Here is a 17,677-nt window from a genome sequence, read left to right on the forward strand (position 1 = left end):
TGGAAAACAGGAAGAGGTTAACATGAAGAACACCGTAATCCTTGGCGCGCTGACCGTTGCCGGTCTCGCCGCAGGCGCTGCCGGCGCCGCGACGCTGGACGACGTCAAGGCACGTGGCACTCTCAACTGCGGCGTGTCCACCGGCCTGACCGGCTTCTCGGCCCCCGACGCCAACGGCGTCTGGCAGGGCTTCGACGTCGCCGTCTGCCGTGCCGTAGCCGCTGCCGTCCTCGGCGATCCGATGGCTGTCGAGTTCGTCTCCACCACCGGCCAGACACGCTTTACCGCGCTGGCCTCGGGCGAGATCGACATTCTGGCCCGCAACACCACCTGGACCTTCTCGCGCGACAACGACCTGAAGTTTGAGTTCATCGGCGTGAACTATTACGACGGCCAGGGCTTCATGATCCCGAAGGAGCTGGGCGTGTCCTCGGCCAAGGAGCTTGATGGCGCCACCGTCTGCATCCAGACCGGCACCACCACCGAGCTCAACCTCGCGGACTTCTTCCGCGTCAACAACATCAGCTACGAGCCGGTGCCGATCGAGACCAACGCCGAGGCGCAGCAGCAGTACCTTGCCGGTGCCTGCGACGTCTACACCACCGACGCCTCCGGCCTCGCGGCCACCCGGGCCTCCTTCGAGACCCCAGGCGATCACGTGATCCTTCCCGAAATCATCTCGAAGGAGCCGCTCGGCCCGCTGGTCCGCCACGGTGACAGCGAGTGGGGCGATATCGCCCGCTGGACCCTGAACGCCCTGATCGCCGCCGAAGAGTACGGCGTCACCTCGGCCAATATCGAGGAACTGTCCTCGACCCCGACCGACAACCCGGAGATCAACCGTCTGCTCGGCACCGAAGGCGAGCTTGGCGCGATGATCGGCCTCGACGCCGACTGGGCCAAGAAGGCCATCATGGCCAACGGCAACTACGGCGAGATCTTCGAGAAGACCATCGGCGAGAACACCCCGATCGGCCTGTCGCGCGGCCTGAACGCGCAGTGGACCGAAGGTGGCCTGATGTACAGCCCGCCGTTCCGCTGATCGGACGCAAACAAACTGGGGCGCGGGGAGACATTCCCGCGCCCTTCCTAACTGACGACAACAAATCAGACGATCGGTCGAAACGACCGAACTGAGTTCCCGAAGAGGGGCTGGATGCCGGAACAACCGGCGCGATGCCCCGGCAACAACGGGAACCACCGGGGAGAAAAAATGACGACGATGACAGACCCGCCGGGGCAGGGCTTCCGGCTGTCGCAACTTATCTACGACACACGCTACCGATCGCTCACGATTCAGGTCGTGGCGATGATCGTGCTGATGCTGCTGTTCTCCTGGCTGGTGTCGAACACCATCCACAACCTCGAGACGCTCGGCAAGGATTTCGATTTCGGCTTCCTGACCCAGCCCTCGGGCTACGACATCAACCAGCGCCTGATCGAGTATGACAGCCAGTCCACGCACGGGCGGGCGGCCGTCGTCGGGATTCTCAACACCCTGCTGGTGGCCCTTCTCGGATGCGCCCTTGCCACGGTGCTGGGCGTCATCGCCGGCGTGCTGCGCCTGTCCAACAACTGGCTCGTCTCGCGCCTGATGGCGGTCTATGTCGAGGGCTTCCGCAACGTACCGCTTCTGCTCTGGATCGTGCTGATCTTTGCGCTGATGACCGAGGGCACCCCGGCCCCGAGCGCCTTCCGCGGCGACACGCCCAGCTCGTCAATGCTGTTCGACGCCGTGGCGATCACCAACCGCGGCGTCTATATCCCCGCGGTCCACTTCGCCTCGCCCTTCTTCGCCAACGGCGCGCTCAACTGGCTGCTCGTCCTGGTGGTGCTCGGCGTCTCGATCTTCGCCATCCAGCGCCTGCGTCACTGGGCCACCGAGAAGCAGGAAGCCACCGGCGACCGGCCCACCACGTGGTACCTGATCCTCGGCCTGCTGATCCTGCCCACCGGGCTGCTGATGCTGCTGATGGGCGCCTTCCTCGACCTGCCCTCGCTGCAGGGCTTCAACTTCGGCGGCGGCATCCACCTGCGCAACTCGCTGATCGCGCTGTGGTTGGCGCTCTCGCTCTATACCGGCGCCTTCATCGCCGAGATCGTGCGCGGCGGCATCCTCGCGGTCAGCAAGGGCCAGACGGAGGCTGCCTACGCGCTCGGCATCCGCCCCGGCACCACGATGAACCTCGTGATCCTGCCGCAGGCGCTGCGCGTCATCATCCCGCCGCTGATCTCGCAGTACCTCAACCTGACCAAGAACAGCTCGCTGGCCATCGCCGTGGGCTACATGGACGTCCGCTCCACCCTCGGCGGCATCACCATCAACCAGACCGGACGCGAGCTCGAGGGCATGTTGCTGCTCGGGCTGTTCTACCTCGTGCTCAGCCTGCTGATCTCGGGCGTGATGAACGTCTACAACGCCTCCGTTAAGCTGAAGGAGCGCTGAGATGAGCGATACACACGCACAGACCGTCCCCTTCGTGCGCGACACCATGGTCGAGGAGCAGGAGCCGCCGCTGTCGCAGTCCGGCGCCTACAAGTGGACGCGCGAGAACCTCTTCTCGACGCCGCTCAACATCATCCTGACGGTGGTGTCGCTGTTCGTGATCTGGTTGGTGCTGAGCCACACCCTGCCGTGGGCGGTGCTGGGAATCTGGGATGCCGACAGCCTCGCCCAGTGCCGCGAGATCCGCGACGAGATCTACGGCCCCGACGCCTCCGTCGCCTGCTGGGCGGTGATCGCGGAGCGCTGGAACCAGCTGCTCTTCGGCTTCTACCCGCCCGAGCTTTACTGGCGCCCGGTTCTGGCCTTCGTGCTGTTCCTCGCCGCCATCGCACCGGTGCTCTTCGCCTCGGTGCCGCGCAAGGCGCTGTGGTTCTCGGCCGCCGCCCCCTTCGTGCTGTACTGGCTGCTCTGGGGCGGCTCGCTCTGGGGCCCGATCGCGGTCGGGGCGGGTTTTGCCCTGGGGGCCGTGGTCATGCGCTTCGCCACCCCTGCCCTCGGCGCGCTTGCGGGCGTGCTGCTGGCGATCCTCGTGCCGCTGCTCTACTGGTTCACCCTCTGCGCCCCGCTGGCGGGTGCGCTCAACGCGGTGATCCCGCTCGAGCTGGTCGACGTGCGCTCGAACGACATGGGCGGCTTCATGCTGGCGATGATCATCGGCATTTCGGGCATCGCCCTGTCGCTGCCGCTGGGCATCGTGCTGGCGCTGGGACGGCAATCGGACCTGTTCATCATCAACAAGTGCTCGGTGATCTTCATCGAGGTGATCCGCGGCGTGCCGCTGATCGTCTGGCTGTTCACCGCCTCGCTGCTGCTGAACTACTTCCTGCCGCCGGGCACCAACTTCGACCTCATGCTGCGGGTCATCATCATGGTGACGCTGTTCTCGTCGGCCTATATCGCCGAGGTGGTGCGCGGCGGTCTCGCGGCGCTTCCCAAGGGCCAGTACGAGGCCGCCGACGCGCTTGGCCTCGACTACTGGAAGTCGATGCGGCTGATCATCCTGCCGCAGGCGCTCAAGATCTCGATCCCGGGCATCGTGAACACCTTCATCGGCCTGTTCAAGGACACCACGCTGGTGGTCTTCATCGGCCTGCTGGACCCGATCGGCCTGTCGAACGCGATCCGCGCCAGCACCGACTGGAACGGCATCTACTGGGAACTCTTCGTTTTCATCGGGCTGTGCTTCTTCATCTTCTGCTTCAGCATGGGCCGCTATTCCCTCTTCCTCGAGAAAAAGCTCCGTCGTGAGCACCGCTAAGGAGACCTGATCATGCAACAACAGGCGACCGAGACCATCGACCGCAGCCACATGACCGTCTCTGACGAAGTGGCGATCCAGATCACCAAGATGAACAAGTGGTACGGCAACTTCCACGTGCTGCGCGACATCGACCTCACGGTGCACCGCGGCGAGCGCATCGTCATTGCCGGCCCCTCCGGGTCGGGCAAGTCGACGATGATCCGCTGCATCAACCGGCTCGAAGAGCATCAGGCCGGCAAGATCGTGGTCGACGGGACCGAGCTTGGCTCGGACCTCAAGAATATCGACAAGATCCGCTCCGAGGTCGGCATGGTGTTCCAGCACTTCAACCTCTTTCCCCACCTGACCATCCTCGAGAACTGCACACTCGCCCCGATCTGGGTCCGCAAGGTTCCCAAGAAGGAGGCCGAGGCCACGGCGATGCACTTCCTCGAGAAGGTCAAGATCCCCGAGCAGGCCCACAAGTATCCCGGCCAGCTCTCGGGCGGTCAGCAGCAGCGCGTGGCGATTGCCCGCTCGCTGTGCATGAAGCCGCGGATCATGCTGTTCGACGAGCCCACCTCGGCCCTCGATCCCGAGATGATCAAGGAGGTGCTCGACACCATGGTGAGCCTCGCCGAGGAAGGCATGACCATGATCTGCGTGACCCACGAGATGGGCTTCGCGCAGGCGGTGGCGAACCGGGTGATCTTCATGGATGCGGGTCAGATCGTCGAGCAGAACGAGCCGAAGGCGTTCTTCAACAACCCGCAGCACGAGCGCACCAAGCTGTTCCTCAGCCAGATCCTCGGCCACTGAGCCCCTGCCCCACAGGCACAGAGCTTTTCGGAAAGCCCGTCCCCCCGGACGGGCTTTTCATGTCCGGCGGCGGCCAGAGGGCCAAGAATTTTAGCTAAAATTCTTGTGCCCGGCGGAGAGGCCGTGCCCCGAAACGAAACACGCCCCGGAGAGGGATCTCCGGGGCGTGTCTCAATGCTGTCGAAGCGGGTGGCGTCAGCCGCGCTCTTCGATGACCTCGACGAGATGCGGGATCTTGGCGATCATGCCGCGCACCGAGGGGGTGTCCTCGAGCTCGCGGGTCTTGTGCATCTTGTTCAGGCCGAGACCGATGAGGGTCTTGCGCTGGATTTCCGGGCGGCGGATCGGCGAACCGATCTGCTTCACGACGATGGTTTTAGCCATGGATCTCAGGCCTCCTCAGCGACTTGGGTCGAATCCGCCGGCGCGTCGTCGCGCTTGGGCAGGATGTCGGCCACTTTCTTGCCGCGACGCTGGGCGACGTTGCGCGGCGACTGCTCGCGCTCGAGGCCGGCCAGCGTGGCGCGGATCATGTTGTAGGGGTTCTGCGACCCGGTCGACTTGGCGACCACGTCGTGCACGCCCAGCATCTCGAACACGGCACGCATCGGACCACCGGCGATGATACCGGTACCTTGCGGTGCGGTGCGCATCACCACACGGCCAGCGCCGTGACGGCCTTCGATGTCGTGGTGCAGGGTGCGGCCTTCGCGCAGCGGCACGCGGATCATCTTGCGCTTGGCTTGCTCGGTGGCCTTGCGGATGGCCTCGGGGACCTCCTTGGCCTTGCCCTTGCCAAAGCCGACGCGGCCCTTCTGATCGCCCACGACGACGAGCGCGGCGAAGCCGAAGCGCTTACCGCCCTTCACGGTCTTGGACACACGGTTGATCGCGACAAGGCGATCGGCGAATTCCGGAGTTTCGTCGCGGTCGCGACGGTTGTTCCGGCGGTTCTCACGTTCTGCCATCAGGCATTCCTCTGTTCAGGGTCGGCGCGCTGCGGTCCTCGGACCGGAGCCACCGGGTTGGTGCAATCCAGGTGAGGCGCAAAAGGCGTCTCCCGGATCATCGAGGCGTTTCCGCCTACAAGAACGGGGCAACCGAAGCTGCCCCGAGAAGGATCGCCGGGCGGGGGCTGGCCCCGCCGCGACGGATCAGAGCTTGAGGCCACCCTCGCGGGCTGCGTCGGCCAGAGCCTTGACGCGACCGTGATAGAGGAAGCCGCCACGATCGAAATAGGCTTCTTCCACACCGGCGGCCTTGGCACGCTCGGCGATCAGGGCGCCCACTTTCTGGGCCGCTTCGACGTTGCCCTTGCCGACCACACCGAGATCTTTCTCCATGGTCGAGGCCGAAGCCAGGGTCACGCCGCGAACGTCGTCGATCAGCTGGACGCTGATGTTCTTGTTCGAACGGTGCACCGAAAGGCGCACGCGGTCGGCGTTGACCTTGCGAAGCTTGTTCCGGACGCGCAGGCGGCGCTTCTGGAACAGTTGCAGTTTGCTGTTTGCCATATTGTCCGCGTCCTTACTTCTTCTTGCCTTCCTTGGCGAAGATGTACTCACCTTTATAGCGAATACCCTTGCCTTTGTACGGCTCCGGACGGCGCCAGTCGCGGATGTTCGCCGCAACCTGACCGACCTCTTGGGCGTTGTGGCCCTCGACGATGATTTCCGTCGGCTTCGGCGTGGTGACCGTGATGCCCTGCGGAATGTCGAAGTTCACATCGTGGCTGTAACCGAGGTTCAGCTTCAGGACCGAGCCCTGAACCTGAGCGCGGTAACCCACACCCTGGATCTCGAGCTCTTTCTTGAAGGTGTTCTGAACGCCGTGCACCATGTTGGCGACCACGGTGCGGGACATCCCCCACTGCTGACGGGCGCGCTTGGAGTTGCCGCGCGGCGTCACGCTGATGGTGTTGTCCTCGACCGAGATGGTCACATCGTCGGTGGCGGTGAAGGTCTGGGCGCCTTTCGGGCCCTTCACTTCAACGGTCTGGCCGCTCACGGATGCGGAAACACCCGAGGGCAGCTCGACCGGCTTTTTCCCAATACGAGACATGCGTCCCTCCTTAGAATACCGTGCAGAGCACCTCGCCGCCGACATTGGCAGCGCGGGCGTTTGCGTCCGACATCACGCCCTTCGGCGTGCTGACAATCGACACACCCAGGCCCTGACGGACCGAGGGGATGTCCTTCACACCCATGTACACGCGACGGCCGGGCTTGGAGACCCGCTGCAGTTCGCGGATGACCGGTGTGCCATCGAAGTACTTGAGGCTGATTTCGAGCGTCGGGTGGCCGTTCTTGTCGGTCCCGGACTCGTAGCCGCGGATGTAGCCTTCGTCCGCGAGGACGTCGAGCACCCAGGCACGCAGCTTCGACGCGGGGGTCGACACGACCGACTTGCCGCGAAGCTGCGAGTTGCGGATACGGGTGAGCATATCGCCGATAGGATCGTTCATCTCATACCCTCCTTACCAGCTCGATTTCACGACACCGGGAGCCAGGCCATTGGAACCGAGTTCGCGCAGTGCGATACGGCTGACCTTGAGCTTGCGGTAGTATGCGTGGGGACGGCCCGTGAGCTGGCAGCGGTTGTGCAGACGGGTCGGCGAGGAATTGCGCGGCAGCTTCGCCAGCTTCAGGCGGGCCTTGAAGCGCTCTTCCATCGGTTTGCTTTCGTCGGTCGCGATCTCTTTGAGCTCAGCGCGCTTGGCGGCGTACTTTTCCACCAGCGCCTGGCGCTTCTTCTCGCGTTCGATCATGGATTTCTTGGCCATGTGTTCGCTCCTCAGGCGTTGAAGGGCATGTTGAAATGCTTCAACAGCGCCTTGGCTTCCGCGTCGGTTGCCGCGGTGGTGGTGATGATGACATCGATGCCCCAGACCTCGTCGACCTTGTCGAACTCGATCTCGGGGAACACGATGTGCTCCTTGATGCCCATGGCAAAGTTGCCACGGCCGTCGAACGACGGCTTCACGCCGCGGAAGTCGCGGATACGGGGCATCGCGATGTTCACCAGACGGTCAAGGAAATCGTACATCCGGTCACCACGCAGGGTCACCTTGGCACCGAGCGGCATGTCTTCACGAACGCGGAAGCCGGCGATCGACTTCTTGGCTTTCGTGGTGACGGCCAGCTGGCCGGCGATCTTGGTCAGGTCTTCCTGAGCCGATTTCGCCTTCTTGGAGTCGCGCACGGCCTCGGCACCGCAGCCGATGTTCAGGACGATCTTGTCCAGACGCGGGATCTGCATGTCGTTGGTGTAGCCGAACTCTTCTTTCAGAGCGGCCTTGATCGTGTCGCGGAACTGCGTCTTGAGACGCGGGGTATAGGTTGCGGTATCAAGCATCGATCGCGTCCCCCGTGGTCTTGGCGAAACGGACCTTCTTGTCGCCTTCCATGCGGAAGCCAACGCGGGTCGGTTTGCCGTTGGCATCGACGATGGCGAGGTTCGACAGGTCGAGGGGCTTCGCCTGCGGCAGACGGCCGCCCTGCGAGTCCTGCGACTGACGGGTGTGGCGGATCGCCATGTTCACGCCGCCGACGACGGCCTTGCCGGCCTTCGGATCGACGGATTCGATGGTTCCGGTCTTGCCCTTGTCCTTACCGGCAAGAACGACGACCTTGTCACCTTTTTTCAGCTTGGCAGCCATCAGAGCACCTCCGGAGCGAGCGAGATGATCTTCATGAAGTTCTTCGCACGCAGCTCGCGAACGACCGGCCCGAAGATACGGGTGCCGACCGGCTCGCCCGAGTTGTTCAGGATGACGGCCGCGTTGCGGTCGAAGCGGATGGACGTGCCGTCTTCACGGCGGACTTCCTTGGCGGTGCGCACGACGACGGCCTTGCGGACGTCACCCTTCTTCACGCGGCCGCGCGGAATGGCCTCTTTCACCGAGACGACGATGATGTCGCCGACCGATGCGTAGCGGCGATGCGAGCCGCCGAGGACCTTGATGCACTGAACTTTCCGGGCACCGGAGTTGTCAGCGACATCCAGATTGGTCTGCATCTGGATCATGTGGTTTCTCCCGACCTTTGGGGGTTGTTCTAGGTCTACCCCCCAGGGTTTCGATCAAACTGGGATGTGGGCGGATTACTCCGCGATCACTTCCCAGCGCTTCGTCTTCGACTTCGGCGCGCATTCGATGATGCGGACGGCGTCGCCGACTGCGAACTTGCCCGCCTCGTCGTGAGCGCGGTACTTCTTCGACTTCTTGATGGTCTTCTGCAGCACGGGGTGCTTGAAGCGGCGGACCACCTGGACCGTGACGGTCTGTGCGTTGGCGGTGGAGGTCACGGTGCCTTGCAGGATACGCTTGGGCATGGGGTTAACTCCTTATTCCGCCGAAGCCGCGGCAGCGGCTTTCTGGTTCAGCACGGTCTTCACACGCGCCACGTCACGACGGACCTGGCGGATGCGTGCGGTGTTTTCGATGGCTCCGGTGGCCTTCTGGAAGCGGAGGTTGAAGGCCTCCTTCTTCAGGGCCACGAGCTCGTCCCGGAGCTGGTCCGGGGTCTTCGAGCTAAGCTCTTTGGCGTCCATATCGGTCGCTCCTTTGTTGCAACATCACCGGAGAGCCCCGTCGTTACGCGGGTCACCCTGATTCCCGGTGGAGGTGGATGAGCGCGCTCTATAGGCCGGGATCGCGCATAAGGCAAGGGAGAAAGGGCTTCCGGGCAGTGCCGGGCATTTTCGCCCCGCCCTGCCGCACGCGAGTCTCGTTCGGGTTTGAAGCAAAACGCTGGGCTCCGCCCGTTCGCACCTCAAACGCTCCCCCGGAGCGTTTGTCGGCTACGCCGAACCGGTGCTCACTCCCACTTGTAATTGAAGCTGACCGAGATGCGCTCGTCTTCCGACGTGTTGGGCGGCACCTCGTGGCGGAGCCACGATTCCCAGAGCAGCACGTCGCCCACCGCCGGGGCCTCGTAGACGAAGGTCTTCAGCTCCTCGCGGCAGCCCTTGCGGCGCGCGGGCGCGGCCATCATGAAGCCCAGCCGCGGGTCCTCGAGCTTCAGCGCCGAGGTGCCGTCGGGCATCGACACATAGGTCGTGCCCGAGATCACCGAATGCGGATGGATGTGCGAGGAATGCGTGCCGCCCTCGGGCAGGATGTTGATCCAGATGTCCTCGACCACCAGCTTGCGGTCGCCGAGATCGAATTCCAGATCCTCGGCAAAGGCCGCCACGTGCTTATCGAGCGCCTCGACCAGCGCGGCGAAGATCGGAAAGCGCCACGGCAGATCGGTCAGCGAAGCATAGGACGTGTAGCCCGGGTAATTGTTCTCGTCGCACCATTCCTGACCGGCCTCGTCGTCCTCGGCGATGGACCAGCACGAGGCCTCGAGCTCGTCGAAATCGATGGCGGGCGCCTGCTCGGAGAGCGGGGCACGGTACAGGCGGGTCGCGAAGAGGGAACGGATCTGGGTCATGCCACCGCTCATAACGCGAGTCGCGCAGACTGGCGAGAGGCAAGCATTTCTTAAGAGCCTGCTGCCATCCTGAGCAACGTCACACAGACCACTCACGCCATCGCGCCTGTTCGGGCGCACGCTCCGTGACCGGGCCGTTATTCATCGCCGTCCGGCCAGACCTTACGAACGGCTGCGCCCATACGGGGCGCCGTCCCCCTCGGCTCTCCGCCCCTGCCGGCCTCATTGGGCAGGCAGGCCCGTCGACATAGAAACCCTGATGAGGTCAGAATGACCTTCTTGCGCGCCTTTATAACCCTGTCCCTCCTGCTCGCCCCCGTGCCGGGCGTGGCGGCTGCGTTCCTGTCCCTTCACGGCAGCGGCAAGCCGCTCCTGCAGCAGGGGCAGCCGCTCTTTGGCCCCTCGACCGACGAGAATAGGGGAGCCGACGCGCGTAACAGACCCTCCTCGGGCATCACGCCCCCTGCGTCGGCCCACGAGAGGCAGGCCAGCCTAGGCACCGGCAGCCTGTTCGCGGGGCGGTGGGAGGGCGGGCTATTCGCGCCCGTCGCGCCTCGCGCCGGCGCGCCGCTCCTCGGTCCCGTCAGCGGCGTCGCGGCGCATCTGAGAAACGTCATCGCCTGGGCCGAGGCCGGCCCCGCCGGATATGACGCCGTGCAGCATGGCGCCCGCATCCGCCCGCCGAGGGCGCCAACCCGCATGACGCTCGTCGACATCTTCCAGTGGATCGCGGACACCCCAGGCCAGCCTCATGCCATCGGGCGCTACCAGTTCATCCCCGACACGCTCAGGAGGCTCGTCCGCCGCGCAGATCTTCCGCGCCATACCCGGTTCTCACCGGAGGTGCAGGACCGGCTTGCCGACTTGCTGCTGCGCGATGCGGGGCTGCACGACCTTCAGGCCGGCGCCATCAGCCGGACGCGCTTCATGAACAACCTCGCACAGATTTGGGCCGGGCTTCCGACCTCGAGCGGGAGGTCGCACTATCACGGCTACGCCGGCAACAAGGCCACCATGACCTGGGCCCGCTTCCATCGCGAGGTTTCGCGGGTGCTGCCGGACTAGCCCTCTCCCCCGGGCCGCCTCCGCGGCCGGCAGCCCGCAAACGAAAAGACCCCCGCCGATCGCTCGGCGGGGGTCTCGATCTTGTCTCAAGCGCGGACGCGCCCGATCTTACCAGTCTTCGCGCACGACGACGCGGGTCTTGATCGGCAGCTTCATCGCGGCAAGGCGAAGAGCTTCGCGCGCGACATCTTCGGCAACGCCGTCGATCTCGAACATCACGCGGCCCGGCTTGACCTTGCAGGCCCAGTAATCGACCGAACCCTTACCCTTACCCATCCGGACTTCGGTGGGCTTCGAGGTGACCGGGGTATCCGGGAAGATCCGGATCCAGACACGGCCCTGACGCTTCATGTGACGCGTCATGGCACGACGGGCTGCCTCGATCTGGCGCGCGGTGACGCGCTCGGGCTGAAGAGCCTTGAGACCGTAGTGCCCAAAGTTCAGATCAGAGCCGCCCTTGGCTTCACCCTTGATCCGACCCTTGAACATCTTGCGGAATTTTGTGCGTTTCGGTTGCAGCATCAGTCAAACTCCCTCAGCGACGGCCGCCCATGGCGCCGCGCGGAGCCGGACCGTCCTGGATTTCCTGCGACTTGCGTTCGCGGGCAGACGGGTCGTGCTCCATGATTTCGCCTTTGAAGATCCAGACCTTGATCCCGATGATACCATAGGGGGTCGTGGCTTCGACGTTGGCGTAATCGATATCGGCGCGCAGGGTGTGCAGGGGCACACGGCCTTCGCGATACCACTCGGTACGGGCGATCTCGGCACCGCCGAGACGACCAGCGACGTTCACACGGATGCCGAGGGCACCCATGCGCATGGCGCTCTGCACCGCGCGCTTCATGGCGCGACGGAACGACACACGACGCTCGAGCTGCTGCGCGATGTTCTCACCCACGAGGCGGGCGTCAAGCTCGGGCTTGCGGACCTCGACGATGTTGAGGTGCAGCTCGCTGTCGGTCATGCTCGCCAGCTTCTTGCGCAGGACTTCGATGTCCGCGCCTTTCTTGCCGATGATCACGCCCGGACGCGCGGTGTGAACGGTCACGCGGCACTTCTTGTGCGGACGCTCGATGATCACACGTGCGACGCCGGCTTGCTTGCACTCTTCGTGGATGAACTCGCGGATCGCGATGTCTTCCAGAAGCAGGTCGCCGTAATCCTTGGTGTCAGCGTACCAACGGCTATCCCAGGTGCGGTTGACCTGAAGACGCATGCCGATCGGATTGGTCTTGTTACCCATTAGGCTTGCTCCTCGATCTGACGCACCTTGATGGTGAGTTCCGAGAACGGCTTGTTGATGCGGCCAAAGCGGCCACGGGCACGGGGACGCCCGCGCTTCATCACAAGGTTCTTGCCCACGTAGGCCTCGGCGACGACGAGTTCGTCAACGTCCAGACCGTGGTTGTTCTCGGCGTTCGCGATTGCGGACTGAAGGCACTTCTTCACGTCCACGGCGATCCGCTTCTTCGAGAAGGTCAGGTCCGTGAGGGCCTTTTCCACCTTCTTGCCACGGATCAGCGCGGCCACCAGGTTCAGCTTCTGCGGCGACGTGCGCAGCATGCGCAGCTTGGCCATTGCCTCGTTGTCCGCCACGCGGCGGGGATTCTTATCCTTGCCCATGGCTTACTTCCTCTTGGCTTTCTTGTCGGCCGCGTGCCCGTAGTAGGTGCGGGTCGGCGAGTATTCACCGAATTTCTGACCGATCATGTCTTCGGTAACCAGCACGGGAACGTGCTTCTGGCCGTTGTAGACGCCAAACGTCAGGCCCACGAACTGGGGCAGGATCGTCGAGCGGCGCGACCAGATTTTGATGACTTCGTTCTTGCCGCCTTCGCGTACCTTCTCGGCCTTTTTCAGGACGTAGGCATCAACGAAAGGGCCTTTCCAAACAGAGCGCGACATATGTTAGCGACCCTTCTTCTTGGCGTGACGCGAGCGGATGATGAGCTTCTGCGACGCCTTGTTGGTGTCGCGGGTCCGCTTGCCCTTGGTCGGCTTGCCCCAGGGCGTCACCGGGTGACGACCACCGGAGGTCCGGCCTTCACCACCACCGTGCGGGTGGTCGATCGGGTTCATCACGACGCCGCGGACGCTCGGACGTTTGCCCATGTGGCGGACGCGGCCGGCTTTACCGAGGTTCTGGTTGCTGTTGTCGGGGTTCGACACGGCACCGACGGTGGCCATGCATTCCTGACGCACCAGACGCAGTTCGCCCGACGACAGACGGATCTGGGCGTAGCCCCCGTCACGGCCGACGAACTGGGCGTAGGTGCCCGCGGCACGTGCGATCTGACCGCCCTTGCCCGGCTTCAGCTCGATGTTGTGCACGATGGTACCGATCGGGAGGCCCGAAAACGGCATCGCGTTGCCCGGCTTGATGTCAGCCTTGGCCGAGGCGACGATCTTGTCACCGATGGCCAGACGCTGCGGCGCCAGGATGTAGGCCTGCTCGCCGTCATCGTACTGAATGAGGGCAATGAAGGCGGTACGGTTGGGGTCGTATTCGATGCGAACGACGATGCCGTTCACGTCAAACTTGTTGCGCTTGAAATCGACGATCCGGTAGAGACGCTTCGCGCCACCGCCGCGGCGGCGTGCAGTGATCCGTCCGGTGTTGTTCCGGCCGCCCGATTTCGTCAGACCCTCGGTGAGGGCCTTGACGGGACGTCCTTTGTACAGCTCCGAACGGTCGATCAGCACCAGCCCGCGCTGGCCCGGCGTCGTCGGTTTGTACGACTTGAGTGCCATGCTTCTGTCTTCCGTTTGCAGAACGGGTGGAGCGGGTCCACCCTATGTGTGAGCCCCCTCGATCCCGGATGGATCCGCAGGTGGCCGATGGTATAGGCCCCCGAAGGTGCCCGGTTCGATGCCCGGCGGATGCGTGGAACGGATCTGCGTGGGCAAAACGCGAAGCCCCGGACGAATCCGGGGCCGTAGCGGATGGGGTCGTTTAGGTGATCCACCCCACGAGGTCAAGGCCCGACACGCGGTCCGTTCGCGCCGGCACCGAAGGTCGCTCGCCCCTGCCCTGCCTGACCGCGTCTCAAGGAAAGCTCCGCCGGAACGAGAGCCGCCAGACGCAGAAAAGCCCCCGGTCTCCCGGGGGCCTTTCCAATTTCGTGCAATCGCTGTGAGACGATCAGAGGCCGGTCGACACGTCGATCGAGTTGCCCTCTTCGAGGGTCACGTAGGCCTTCTTCACGTCGTTCCGGCGGCCGATCTGGCCACGGAAGCGCTTCACCTTGCCCTTGGTGATGGTGGTGTTCACGGCCTTGACCTTGACACCGAAGAGCGCCTCGACGGCCTCTTTCACCTGGGGTTTGGTTGCGTCGATCGACACTTCGAATACAACCGCGCCGTTCTCGGACGCCATGGTCGACTTCTCGGTGATGATCGGCTTGCGGATCACGTCGTAATGTTCGGGCTTCGCACTCATTTCAGTCGAGCCTCCAGAGCTTCGACACCCGCTTTCGTGAGCACCAGGGTGTCACGCTTGAGGATGTCATACACGTTGGCACCCATGCTGGGCAGCACGTCGAGGCCATCGATGTTCGCCGCGGCGCGGGCGAAGTTCTCGTTGACTTCGGCACCGTCGATGACCAGGGCCCGCTTCCAGCCGAGGTTCTTGACCTGGCTTGCGAGGGTTTTGGTCTTGCCGTCGGCGTCGGCGTTCTCGATGATCACGAGGCTGCCGGCTTTCGCCTTGGCGGACAGTGCGAGCTTGAGGCCCAGCTGACGGACCTTCTTGGGAAGGTCGTGGGCGTGGCTGCGCGGGGTCGGACCCTTGTAGATACCACCCTTGCGGAAGATCGGCGCCTTGCGGGAGCCGTGGCGTGCGCCGCCGGTGCCCTTCTGGCGATAGATCTTCTTGGTCGAGTAGCTGACTTCCGAACGGGTCTTGACCTTGTGGGTGCCGGCCTGCGCCTTGTTGCGCTGCCAGCGGACCACACGGTGCAGGATGTCGGCGCGCGGCTCGAGATCGAAGATCTCGTCCGTCAGCTCGACTTCGCCCGCGGCACCGCCGTCGAGTTTGATCACGTCGAGTTTCATTCGTCGCCTTCCTTCTTCTCGGCCGCGATTTCCGCTTCAGCGGCTTTCAGGGCCTCTGCTTCGGCTGCGGCCTGCTCTGCGGCGGCTGCTTCGGCTGCTGCGGCTTCCTCGGCGGCGGCCTGTGCGGCGGCTTCCTCGGCGGCTTTCGCGGCTTCCTCAGCGGCGGACTTCAGGGCGGCGGGCAGAATGGCGTTCTCGGGGAACGGCTTCTTGACCGCGTCCTTGATCGTCACCCAGCCACCCTTGGAGCCCGGAACGGCGCCCTTGATCATGATGAGGCCGCGCGATGCGTCGGTCTTCACAACCTGCAGGTTCTGCGTGGTGACACGGACGGCACCCATGTGGCCGGCCATCTTCTTGCCTTTGAAGACCTTGCCCGGGTCCTGACACTGACCGGTCGAGCCGTGCGAACGGTGCGAAATCGACACACCGTGCGTGGCACGCAGGCCGCCGAAGTTGTGCCGCTTCATGGCACCGGCGAAGCCTTTACCGATGGTCGTGCCGGACACGTCCACGAACTGGCCTTCGAAGTAATGGTCAGCGGTGATTTCCTCACCAACGCCGATCAGGTTCTCGGCATCGACGCGGAATTCCGCGATCTTCCGCTTCGGCTCCACCTTGGCGATGGCGAAGTGGCCACGCATCGGCTTGGAGACGTTCTTGGCCTTGATCGAGCCCGCGCCAAGCTGAACGGCGGTATAGCCGTCCTTGTCGCTGGTCCGCTGGGCGACGACCTGACAACCGTCGAGTTGGAGAACGGTCACAGGAACCTGCTTGCCGTCTTCCAGGAAGAGCCGGGTCATGCCGACTTTCTTTGCGATCACTCCAGAGCGCATCATGAGTTGCTCTCCTTACACCTTGATCTCGACATCCACGCCGGCGGCGAGGTCGAGCTTCATGAGCGCGTCCACCGTCTGCGGGGTCGGATCGACGATGTCGAGCAGCCGCTTGTGGGTGCGGATCTCGAACTGGTCGCGGGATTTCTTGTTCACGTGGGGGCCACGCAGAACGGTGAATTTTTCGATCTTGTTCGGCAGCGGGATCGGCCCGCGCACCTGCGCGCCCGTCCGCTTGGCGGTGTTCACGATTTCCTGCGTCGAAGCATCGAGGACGCGGTAATCGAACGCCTTGAGCCGGATGCGAATGTTCTGGCTTTGCATGTTCGGTCTGCCTTTTCATAGGCGTGGGAGTTGAGAGGAGGAGACAGGACCATCCCGCCGCCTCTTCGAACCCGTTCGGGAGCGGCCGAGGCCCCTGCCCTAAGACATGATGGGTGCCGAAGCACCCATCACTATTCCAAGCTGGCGCGCCGGATAAGGCCGGACGCGCCTGCTGTCAAGATCACTCGATGATCTTGGAGACAACGCCGGAGCCGACGGTACGGCCGCCTTCGCGGATGGCGAAGCGGAGGCCGTCTTCCATGGCGATCGGGGCGATCAGCTCGACCGCGAACTTCAGGTTGTCGCCGGGCATGACCATCTCGGTGCCCTCGGGGAGGGTCACGGTGCCGGTCACGTCGGTGGTCCGGAAGTAGAACTGCGGACGGTAGTTCGCGAAGAACGGCGTGTGACGGCCGCCTTCTTCCTTGGTCAGGATGTAGACCTCGGCTTCGAACTTGGTGTGCGGCTTCACGGAACCCGGCTTGCAGAGAACCTGGCCACGCTCGACGCCTTCACGGTCGATGCCGCGCAGCAGGGCGCCAATGTTGTCGCCGGCTTCACCGCGATCGAGCAGCTTGCGGAACATCTCGACACCGGTGCAGGTGGTCTTCTTGGTGTCGCGGATGCCGACGATTTCCAGTTCGTCGCCGACGTTCACGACGCCACGCTCGACACGGCCGGTCACAACCGTGCCACGACCCGAGATCGAGAACACGTCTTCGATCGGCATCAGGAACGGCTGGTCGACAGCGCGCTCCGGCTGCGGGATGTACTCGTCCACGGCAGCCATCAGTTCCTTGATCTTCTCTTCGCCGATTTCCGGATCACGGCCTTCCATCGCCGCAAGCGCGGAGCCCGCGATGATCGGAATGTCGTCGCCCGGGAAGTCGTACTCGGAGAGCAGCTCGCGGACTTCCATCTCGACGAGCTCGAGGAGCTCCTCGTCGTCCACCTGGTCGACCTTGTTCAGGAACACGACCATGGCGGGGATGCCCACCTGGCGGCCCAGAAGGATGTGCTCGCGGGTCTGCGGCATCGGGCCGTCAGCTGCGTTCACAACCAGGATCGCGCCGTCCATCTGGGCGGCACCGGTGATCATGTTCTTCACGTAGTCGGCGTGGCCGGGGCAGTCGACGTGCGCGTAGTGACGCGCCTCGGTCTCGTACTCCACGTGCGCGGTCGAGATCGTGATGCCGCGGGCTTTTTCTTCCGGTGCGCCGTCGATCTGATCGTAGGCACGGAAGTCACCGAAGTACTTGGTGATCGCCGCCGTCAGCGTCGTCTTGCCGTGGTCGACGTGACCGATCGTGCCGATGTTGCAGTGCGGTTTGCCGCGCTCAAACTTTTCCTTTGCCATTCGAAAGGCTCCTTTTTTTGACAGGTGGTGGGCAAC

The 17,677-nt window shown here is 63.9% G+C and carries 27 protein-coding genes; 5 read left to right on the forward strand and 22 right to left on the reverse strand.

What is annotated here, in order from left to right; translation table 11 throughout:
• The first annotated feature begins 22 nt into the window (after nucleotides 1–22).
• From LCM15_RS08470 to LCM15_RS08485, 4 genes are all read left to right on the forward strand, one after another.
• On the forward strand, nucleotides 23–1,042 hold the full coding sequence (locus LCM15_RS08470; RefSeq protein WP_224855375.1) for an amino acid ABC transporter substrate-binding protein: 1,020 nt from the start codon (nucleotides 23–25) through the stop codon (nucleotides 1,040–1,042).
• A gap of 171 nt (nucleotides 1,043–1,213) precedes the next feature.
• On the forward strand, nucleotides 1,214–2,446 hold the full coding sequence (locus LCM15_RS08475) for an amino acid ABC transporter permease (RefSeq protein ID WP_224855377.1): 1,233 nt from the start codon (nucleotides 1,214–1,216) through the stop codon (nucleotides 2,444–2,446).
• A gap of 1 nt (nucleotide 2,447) precedes the next feature.
• A complete protein-coding gene (locus tag LCM15_RS08480) occupies nucleotides 2,448–3,764 on the forward strand; it encodes an amino acid ABC transporter permease (RefSeq protein WP_224855378.1) in 1,317 nt (438 codons plus the stop codon).
• A gap of 12 nt (nucleotides 3,765–3,776) precedes the next feature.
• A complete protein-coding gene (locus tag LCM15_RS08485; RefSeq protein WP_318246060.1) occupies nucleotides 3,777–4,565 on the forward strand; it encodes an amino acid ABC transporter ATP-binding protein in 789 nt (262 codons plus the stop codon).
• A gap of 195 nt (nucleotides 4,566–4,760) precedes the next feature.
• Here LCM15_RS08485 and rpmD read toward each other — a convergent pair whose 3' ends face one another.
• The 12 genes from rpmD to LCM15_RS08545 form a co-directional block, all read right to left on the reverse strand.
• The gene (gene rpmD, locus LCM15_RS08490) at nucleotides 4,761–4,949 is read right to left on the reverse strand and encodes a 50S ribosomal protein L30 (RefSeq protein WP_224855380.1); all 189 of its coding nucleotides are present in this window, start codon (nucleotides 4,947–4,949) and stop codon (nucleotides 4,761–4,763) included.
• A 5-nt stretch (nucleotides 4,950–4,954) separates the two neighbouring features.
• Complete coding sequence (gene rpsE / locus LCM15_RS08495; RefSeq protein WP_224855382.1) at nucleotides 4,955–5,533, reverse strand: 30S ribosomal protein S5; 579 nt, start codon at nucleotides 5,531–5,533, stop codon at nucleotides 4,955–4,957.
• Nucleotides 5,534–5,719: 186 nt separating this feature from the next.
• Nucleotides 5,720–6,079 (reverse strand): 50S ribosomal protein L18, encoded by a 360-nt coding sequence (gene rplR / locus LCM15_RS08500; protein ID WP_224855384.1) that lies wholly within the window; start codon nucleotides 6,077–6,079, stop codon nucleotides 5,720–5,722.
• Nucleotides 6,080–6,092: 13 nt separating this feature from the next.
• Nucleotides 6,093–6,626 carry a 50S ribosomal protein L6 gene (gene rplF, locus LCM15_RS08505; RefSeq protein ID WP_224855386.1) on the reverse strand — a complete coding sequence of 178 codons (534 nt, stop codon included), beginning with the start codon at nucleotides 6,624–6,626 and terminating at the stop codon, nucleotides 6,093–6,095.
• A gap of 10 nt (nucleotides 6,627–6,636) precedes the next feature.
• On the reverse strand, nucleotides 6,637–7,029 hold the full coding sequence (gene rpsH, locus LCM15_RS08510) for a 30S ribosomal protein S8 (protein WP_007792718.1): 393 nt from the start codon (nucleotides 7,027–7,029) through the stop codon (nucleotides 6,637–6,639).
• A 12-nt stretch (nucleotides 7,030–7,041) separates the two neighbouring features.
• Nucleotides 7,042–7,347 carry a 30S ribosomal protein S14 gene (rpsN, locus tag LCM15_RS08515; protein ID WP_224855388.1) on the reverse strand — a complete coding sequence of 102 codons (306 nt, stop codon included), beginning with the start codon at nucleotides 7,345–7,347 and terminating at the stop codon, nucleotides 7,042–7,044.
• Nucleotides 7,348–7,358: 11 nt separating this feature from the next.
• Entirely contained in the window at nucleotides 7,359–7,919 is a 561-nt protein-coding gene (rplE, locus tag LCM15_RS08520; protein WP_007792725.1) for a 50S ribosomal protein L5, read from the reverse strand.
• Nucleotides 7,912–8,223, reverse strand: a complete 312-nt coding sequence (gene rplX, locus LCM15_RS08525) for a 50S ribosomal protein L24 (protein WP_224855390.1) — start codon at nucleotides 8,221–8,223, stop codon at nucleotides 7,912–7,914. Before rplX ends, rplE begins: the two co-directional genes overlap by 8 nt.
• Entirely contained in the window at nucleotides 8,223–8,591 is a 369-nt protein-coding gene (gene rplN, locus LCM15_RS08530) for a 50S ribosomal protein L14 (RefSeq protein WP_005854833.1), read from the reverse strand. The genes rplX and rplN overlap by 1 nt, the downstream gene beginning before the upstream one ends.
• A gap of 75 nt (nucleotides 8,592–8,666) precedes the next feature.
• Nucleotides 8,667–8,897 (reverse strand): 30S ribosomal protein S17, encoded by a 231-nt coding sequence (gene rpsQ / locus LCM15_RS08535; RefSeq protein ID WP_224855392.1) that lies wholly within the window; start codon nucleotides 8,895–8,897, stop codon nucleotides 8,667–8,669.
• 12 nt (nucleotides 8,898–8,909) lie between these two features.
• Complete coding sequence (gene rpmC, locus LCM15_RS08540) at nucleotides 8,910–9,116, reverse strand: 50S ribosomal protein L29 (RefSeq protein WP_007792750.1); 207 nt, start codon at nucleotides 9,114–9,116, stop codon at nucleotides 8,910–8,912.
• Nucleotides 9,117–9,382: 266 nt separating this feature from the next.
• Entirely contained in the window at nucleotides 9,383–10,003 is a 621-nt protein-coding gene (locus LCM15_RS08545; protein WP_224855394.1) for a TIGR02466 family protein, read from the reverse strand.
• 270 nt (nucleotides 10,004–10,273) lie between these two features.
• Between LCM15_RS08545 and LCM15_RS08550 the strand changes: the two genes are divergently transcribed.
• Nucleotides 10,274–11,068: a hypothetical protein gene (locus tag LCM15_RS08550; RefSeq protein WP_224855396.1), complete on the forward strand. Its 795-nt coding sequence runs from the start codon at nucleotides 10,274–10,276 to the stop codon at nucleotides 11,066–11,068.
• A gap of 108 nt (nucleotides 11,069–11,176) precedes the next feature.
• Here the strand turns inward: LCM15_RS08550 and rplP are convergent, their stop codons facing one another.
• The 10 genes from rplP to tuf all read right to left on the reverse strand — a co-directional run bounded on the left by rplP (nucleotide 11,177) and on the right by tuf (nucleotide 17,641).
• The gene (gene rplP / locus LCM15_RS08555; RefSeq protein ID WP_007792765.1) at nucleotides 11,177–11,590 is read right to left on the reverse strand and encodes a 50S ribosomal protein L16; all 414 of its coding nucleotides are present in this window, start codon (nucleotides 11,588–11,590) and stop codon (nucleotides 11,177–11,179) included.
• A 13-nt stretch (nucleotides 11,591–11,603) separates the two neighbouring features.
• Nucleotides 11,604–12,314, reverse strand: coding sequence for a 30S ribosomal protein S3 (rpsC, locus tag LCM15_RS08560; protein WP_224855398.1), 711 nt, complete (start codon nucleotides 12,312–12,314; stop codon nucleotides 11,604–11,606).
• Nucleotides 12,314–12,694 carry a 50S ribosomal protein L22 gene (gene rplV / locus LCM15_RS08565; RefSeq protein WP_007792768.1) on the reverse strand — a complete coding sequence of 127 codons (381 nt, stop codon included), beginning with the start codon at nucleotides 12,692–12,694 and terminating at the stop codon, nucleotides 12,314–12,316. Before rplV ends, rpsC begins: the two co-directional genes overlap by 1 nt.
• Nucleotides 12,695–12,697: 3 nt before the next feature.
• Nucleotides 12,698–12,976 (reverse strand): 30S ribosomal protein S19, encoded by a 279-nt coding sequence (gene rpsS / locus LCM15_RS08570; protein ID WP_007792772.1) that lies wholly within the window; start codon nucleotides 12,974–12,976, stop codon nucleotides 12,698–12,700.
• Between the two features lie 3 nt (nucleotides 12,977–12,979).
• The gene (gene rplB / locus LCM15_RS08575) at nucleotides 12,980–13,822 is read right to left on the reverse strand and encodes a 50S ribosomal protein L2 (RefSeq protein ID WP_224855400.1); all 843 of its coding nucleotides are present in this window, start codon (nucleotides 13,820–13,822) and stop codon (nucleotides 12,980–12,982) included.
• A 391-nt stretch (nucleotides 13,823–14,213) separates the two neighbouring features.
• On the reverse strand, nucleotides 14,214–14,510 hold the full coding sequence (locus tag LCM15_RS08580; protein WP_224855402.1) for a 50S ribosomal protein L23: 297 nt from the start codon (nucleotides 14,508–14,510) through the stop codon (nucleotides 14,214–14,216).
• Nucleotides 14,507–15,124 (reverse strand): 50S ribosomal protein L4, encoded by a 618-nt coding sequence (rplD, locus tag LCM15_RS08585; protein ID WP_224855404.1) that lies wholly within the window; start codon nucleotides 15,122–15,124, stop codon nucleotides 14,507–14,509. The genes LCM15_RS08580 and rplD overlap by 4 nt, the downstream gene beginning before the upstream one ends.
• Entirely contained in the window at nucleotides 15,121–15,963 is an 843-nt protein-coding gene (gene rplC, locus LCM15_RS08590) for a 50S ribosomal protein L3 (protein ID WP_224855406.1), read from the reverse strand. The genes rplD and rplC overlap by 4 nt, the downstream gene beginning before the upstream one ends.
• Nucleotides 15,964–15,975: 12 nt before the next feature.
• Nucleotides 15,976–16,284, reverse strand: a complete 309-nt coding sequence (gene rpsJ / locus LCM15_RS08595; protein ID WP_007792792.1) for a 30S ribosomal protein S10 — start codon at nucleotides 16,282–16,284, stop codon at nucleotides 15,976–15,978.
• 181 nt (nucleotides 16,285–16,465) lie between these two features.
• A complete protein-coding gene (gene tuf / locus LCM15_RS08600) occupies nucleotides 16,466–17,641 on the reverse strand; it encodes an elongation factor Tu (protein WP_224855408.1) in 1,176 nt (391 codons plus the stop codon).
• Between the last annotated feature and the right edge of the window lie 36 nt (nucleotides 17,642–17,677).

The organism is Salipiger bermudensis (genome assembly GCF_020171625.1).
GTDB classification, from domain to species: domain Bacteria; phylum Pseudomonadota; class Alphaproteobacteria; order Rhodobacterales; family Rhodobacteraceae; genus Salipiger; species Salipiger bermudensis_B.

Coding starts and splice junctions, on each gene's coding strand:
- LCM15_RS08470 (WP_224855375.1), top strand. CDS start 23: ATGAAGAACACCGTAATCCTTGGCGCGCTGACCGTTGCCGGTCTCGCC.
- LCM15_RS08475 (WP_224855377.1), top strand. CDS start 1,214: ATGACGACGATGACAGACCCGCCGGGGCAGGGCTTCCGGCTGTCGCAA.
- LCM15_RS08480 (WP_224855378.1), top strand. CDS start 2,448: ATGAGCGATACACACGCACAGACCGTCCCCTTCGTGCGCGACACCATG.
- LCM15_RS08485 (WP_318246060.1), top strand. CDS start 3,777: ATGCAACAACAGGCGACCGAGACCATCGACCGCAGCCACATGACCGTC.
- rpmD (WP_224855380.1), bottom strand. CDS start 4,949: ATGGCTAAAACCATCGTCGTGAAGCAGATCGGTTCGCCGATCCGCCGC.
- rpsE (WP_224855382.1), bottom strand. CDS start 5,533: ATGGCAGAACGTGAGAACCGCCGGAACAACCGTCGCGACCGCGACGAA.
- rplR (WP_224855384.1), bottom strand. CDS start 6,079: ATGGCAAACAGCAAACTGCAACTGTTCCAGAAGCGCCGCCTGCGCGTC.
- rplF (WP_224855386.1), bottom strand. CDS start 6,626: ATGTCTCGTATTGGGAAAAAGCCGGTCGAGCTGCCCTCGGGTGTTTCC.
- rpsH (WP_007792718.1), bottom strand. CDS start 7,029: ATGAACGATCCTATCGGCGATATGCTCACCCGTATCCGCAACTCGCAG.
- rpsN (WP_224855388.1), bottom strand. CDS start 7,347: ATGGCCAAGAAATCCATGATCGAACGCGAGAAGAAGCGCCAGGCGCTG.
- rplE (WP_007792725.1), bottom strand. CDS start 7,919: ATGCTTGATACCGCAACCTATACCCCGCGTCTCAAGACGCAGTTCCGC.
- rplX (WP_224855390.1), bottom strand. CDS start 8,223: ATGGCTGCCAAGCTGAAAAAAGGTGACAAGGTCGTCGTTCTTGCCGGT.
- rplN (WP_005854833.1), bottom strand. CDS start 8,591: ATGATCCAGATGCAGACCAATCTGGATGTCGCTGACAACTCCGGTGCC.
- rpsQ (WP_224855392.1), bottom strand. CDS start 8,897: ATGCCCAAGCGTATCCTGCAAGGCACCGTGACCTCCACCGCCAACGCA.
- rpmC (WP_007792750.1), bottom strand. CDS start 9,116: ATGGACGCCAAAGAGCTTAGCTCGAAGACCCCGGACCAGCTCCGGGAC.
- LCM15_RS08545 (WP_224855394.1), bottom strand. CDS start 10,003: ATGACCCAGATCCGTTCCCTCTTCGCGACCCGCCTGTACCGTGCCCCG.
- LCM15_RS08550 (WP_224855396.1), top strand. CDS start 10,274: ATGACCTTCTTGCGCGCCTTTATAACCCTGTCCCTCCTGCTCGCCCCC.
- rplP (WP_007792765.1), bottom strand. CDS start 11,590: ATGCTGCAACCGAAACGCACAAAATTCCGCAAGATGTTCAAGGGTCGG.
- rpsC (WP_224855398.1), bottom strand. CDS start 12,314: ATGGGTAACAAGACCAATCCGATCGGCATGCGTCTTCAGGTCAACCGC.
- rplV (WP_007792768.1), bottom strand. CDS start 12,694: ATGGGCAAGGATAAGAATCCCCGCCGCGTGGCGGACAACGAGGCAATG.
- rpsS (WP_007792772.1), bottom strand. CDS start 12,976: ATGTCGCGCTCTGTTTGGAAAGGCCCTTTCGTTGATGCCTACGTCCTG.
- rplB (WP_224855400.1), bottom strand. CDS start 13,822: ATGGCACTCAAGTCGTACAAACCGACGACGCCGGGCCAGCGCGGGCTG.
- LCM15_RS08580 (WP_224855402.1), bottom strand. CDS start 14,510: ATGAGTGCGAAGCCCGAACATTACGACGTGATCCGCAAGCCGATCATC.
- rplD (WP_224855404.1), bottom strand. CDS start 15,124: ATGAAACTCGACGTGATCAAACTCGACGGCGGTGCCGCGGGCGAAGTC.
- rplC (WP_224855406.1), bottom strand. CDS start 15,963: ATGATGCGCTCTGGAGTGATCGCAAAGAAAGTCGGCATGACCCGGCTC.
- rpsJ (WP_007792792.1), bottom strand. CDS start 16,284: ATGCAAAGCCAGAACATTCGCATCCGGCTCAAGGCGTTCGATTACCGC.
- tuf (WP_224855408.1), bottom strand. CDS start 17,641: ATGGCAAAGGAAAAGTTTGAGCGCGGCAAACCGCACTGCAACATCGGC.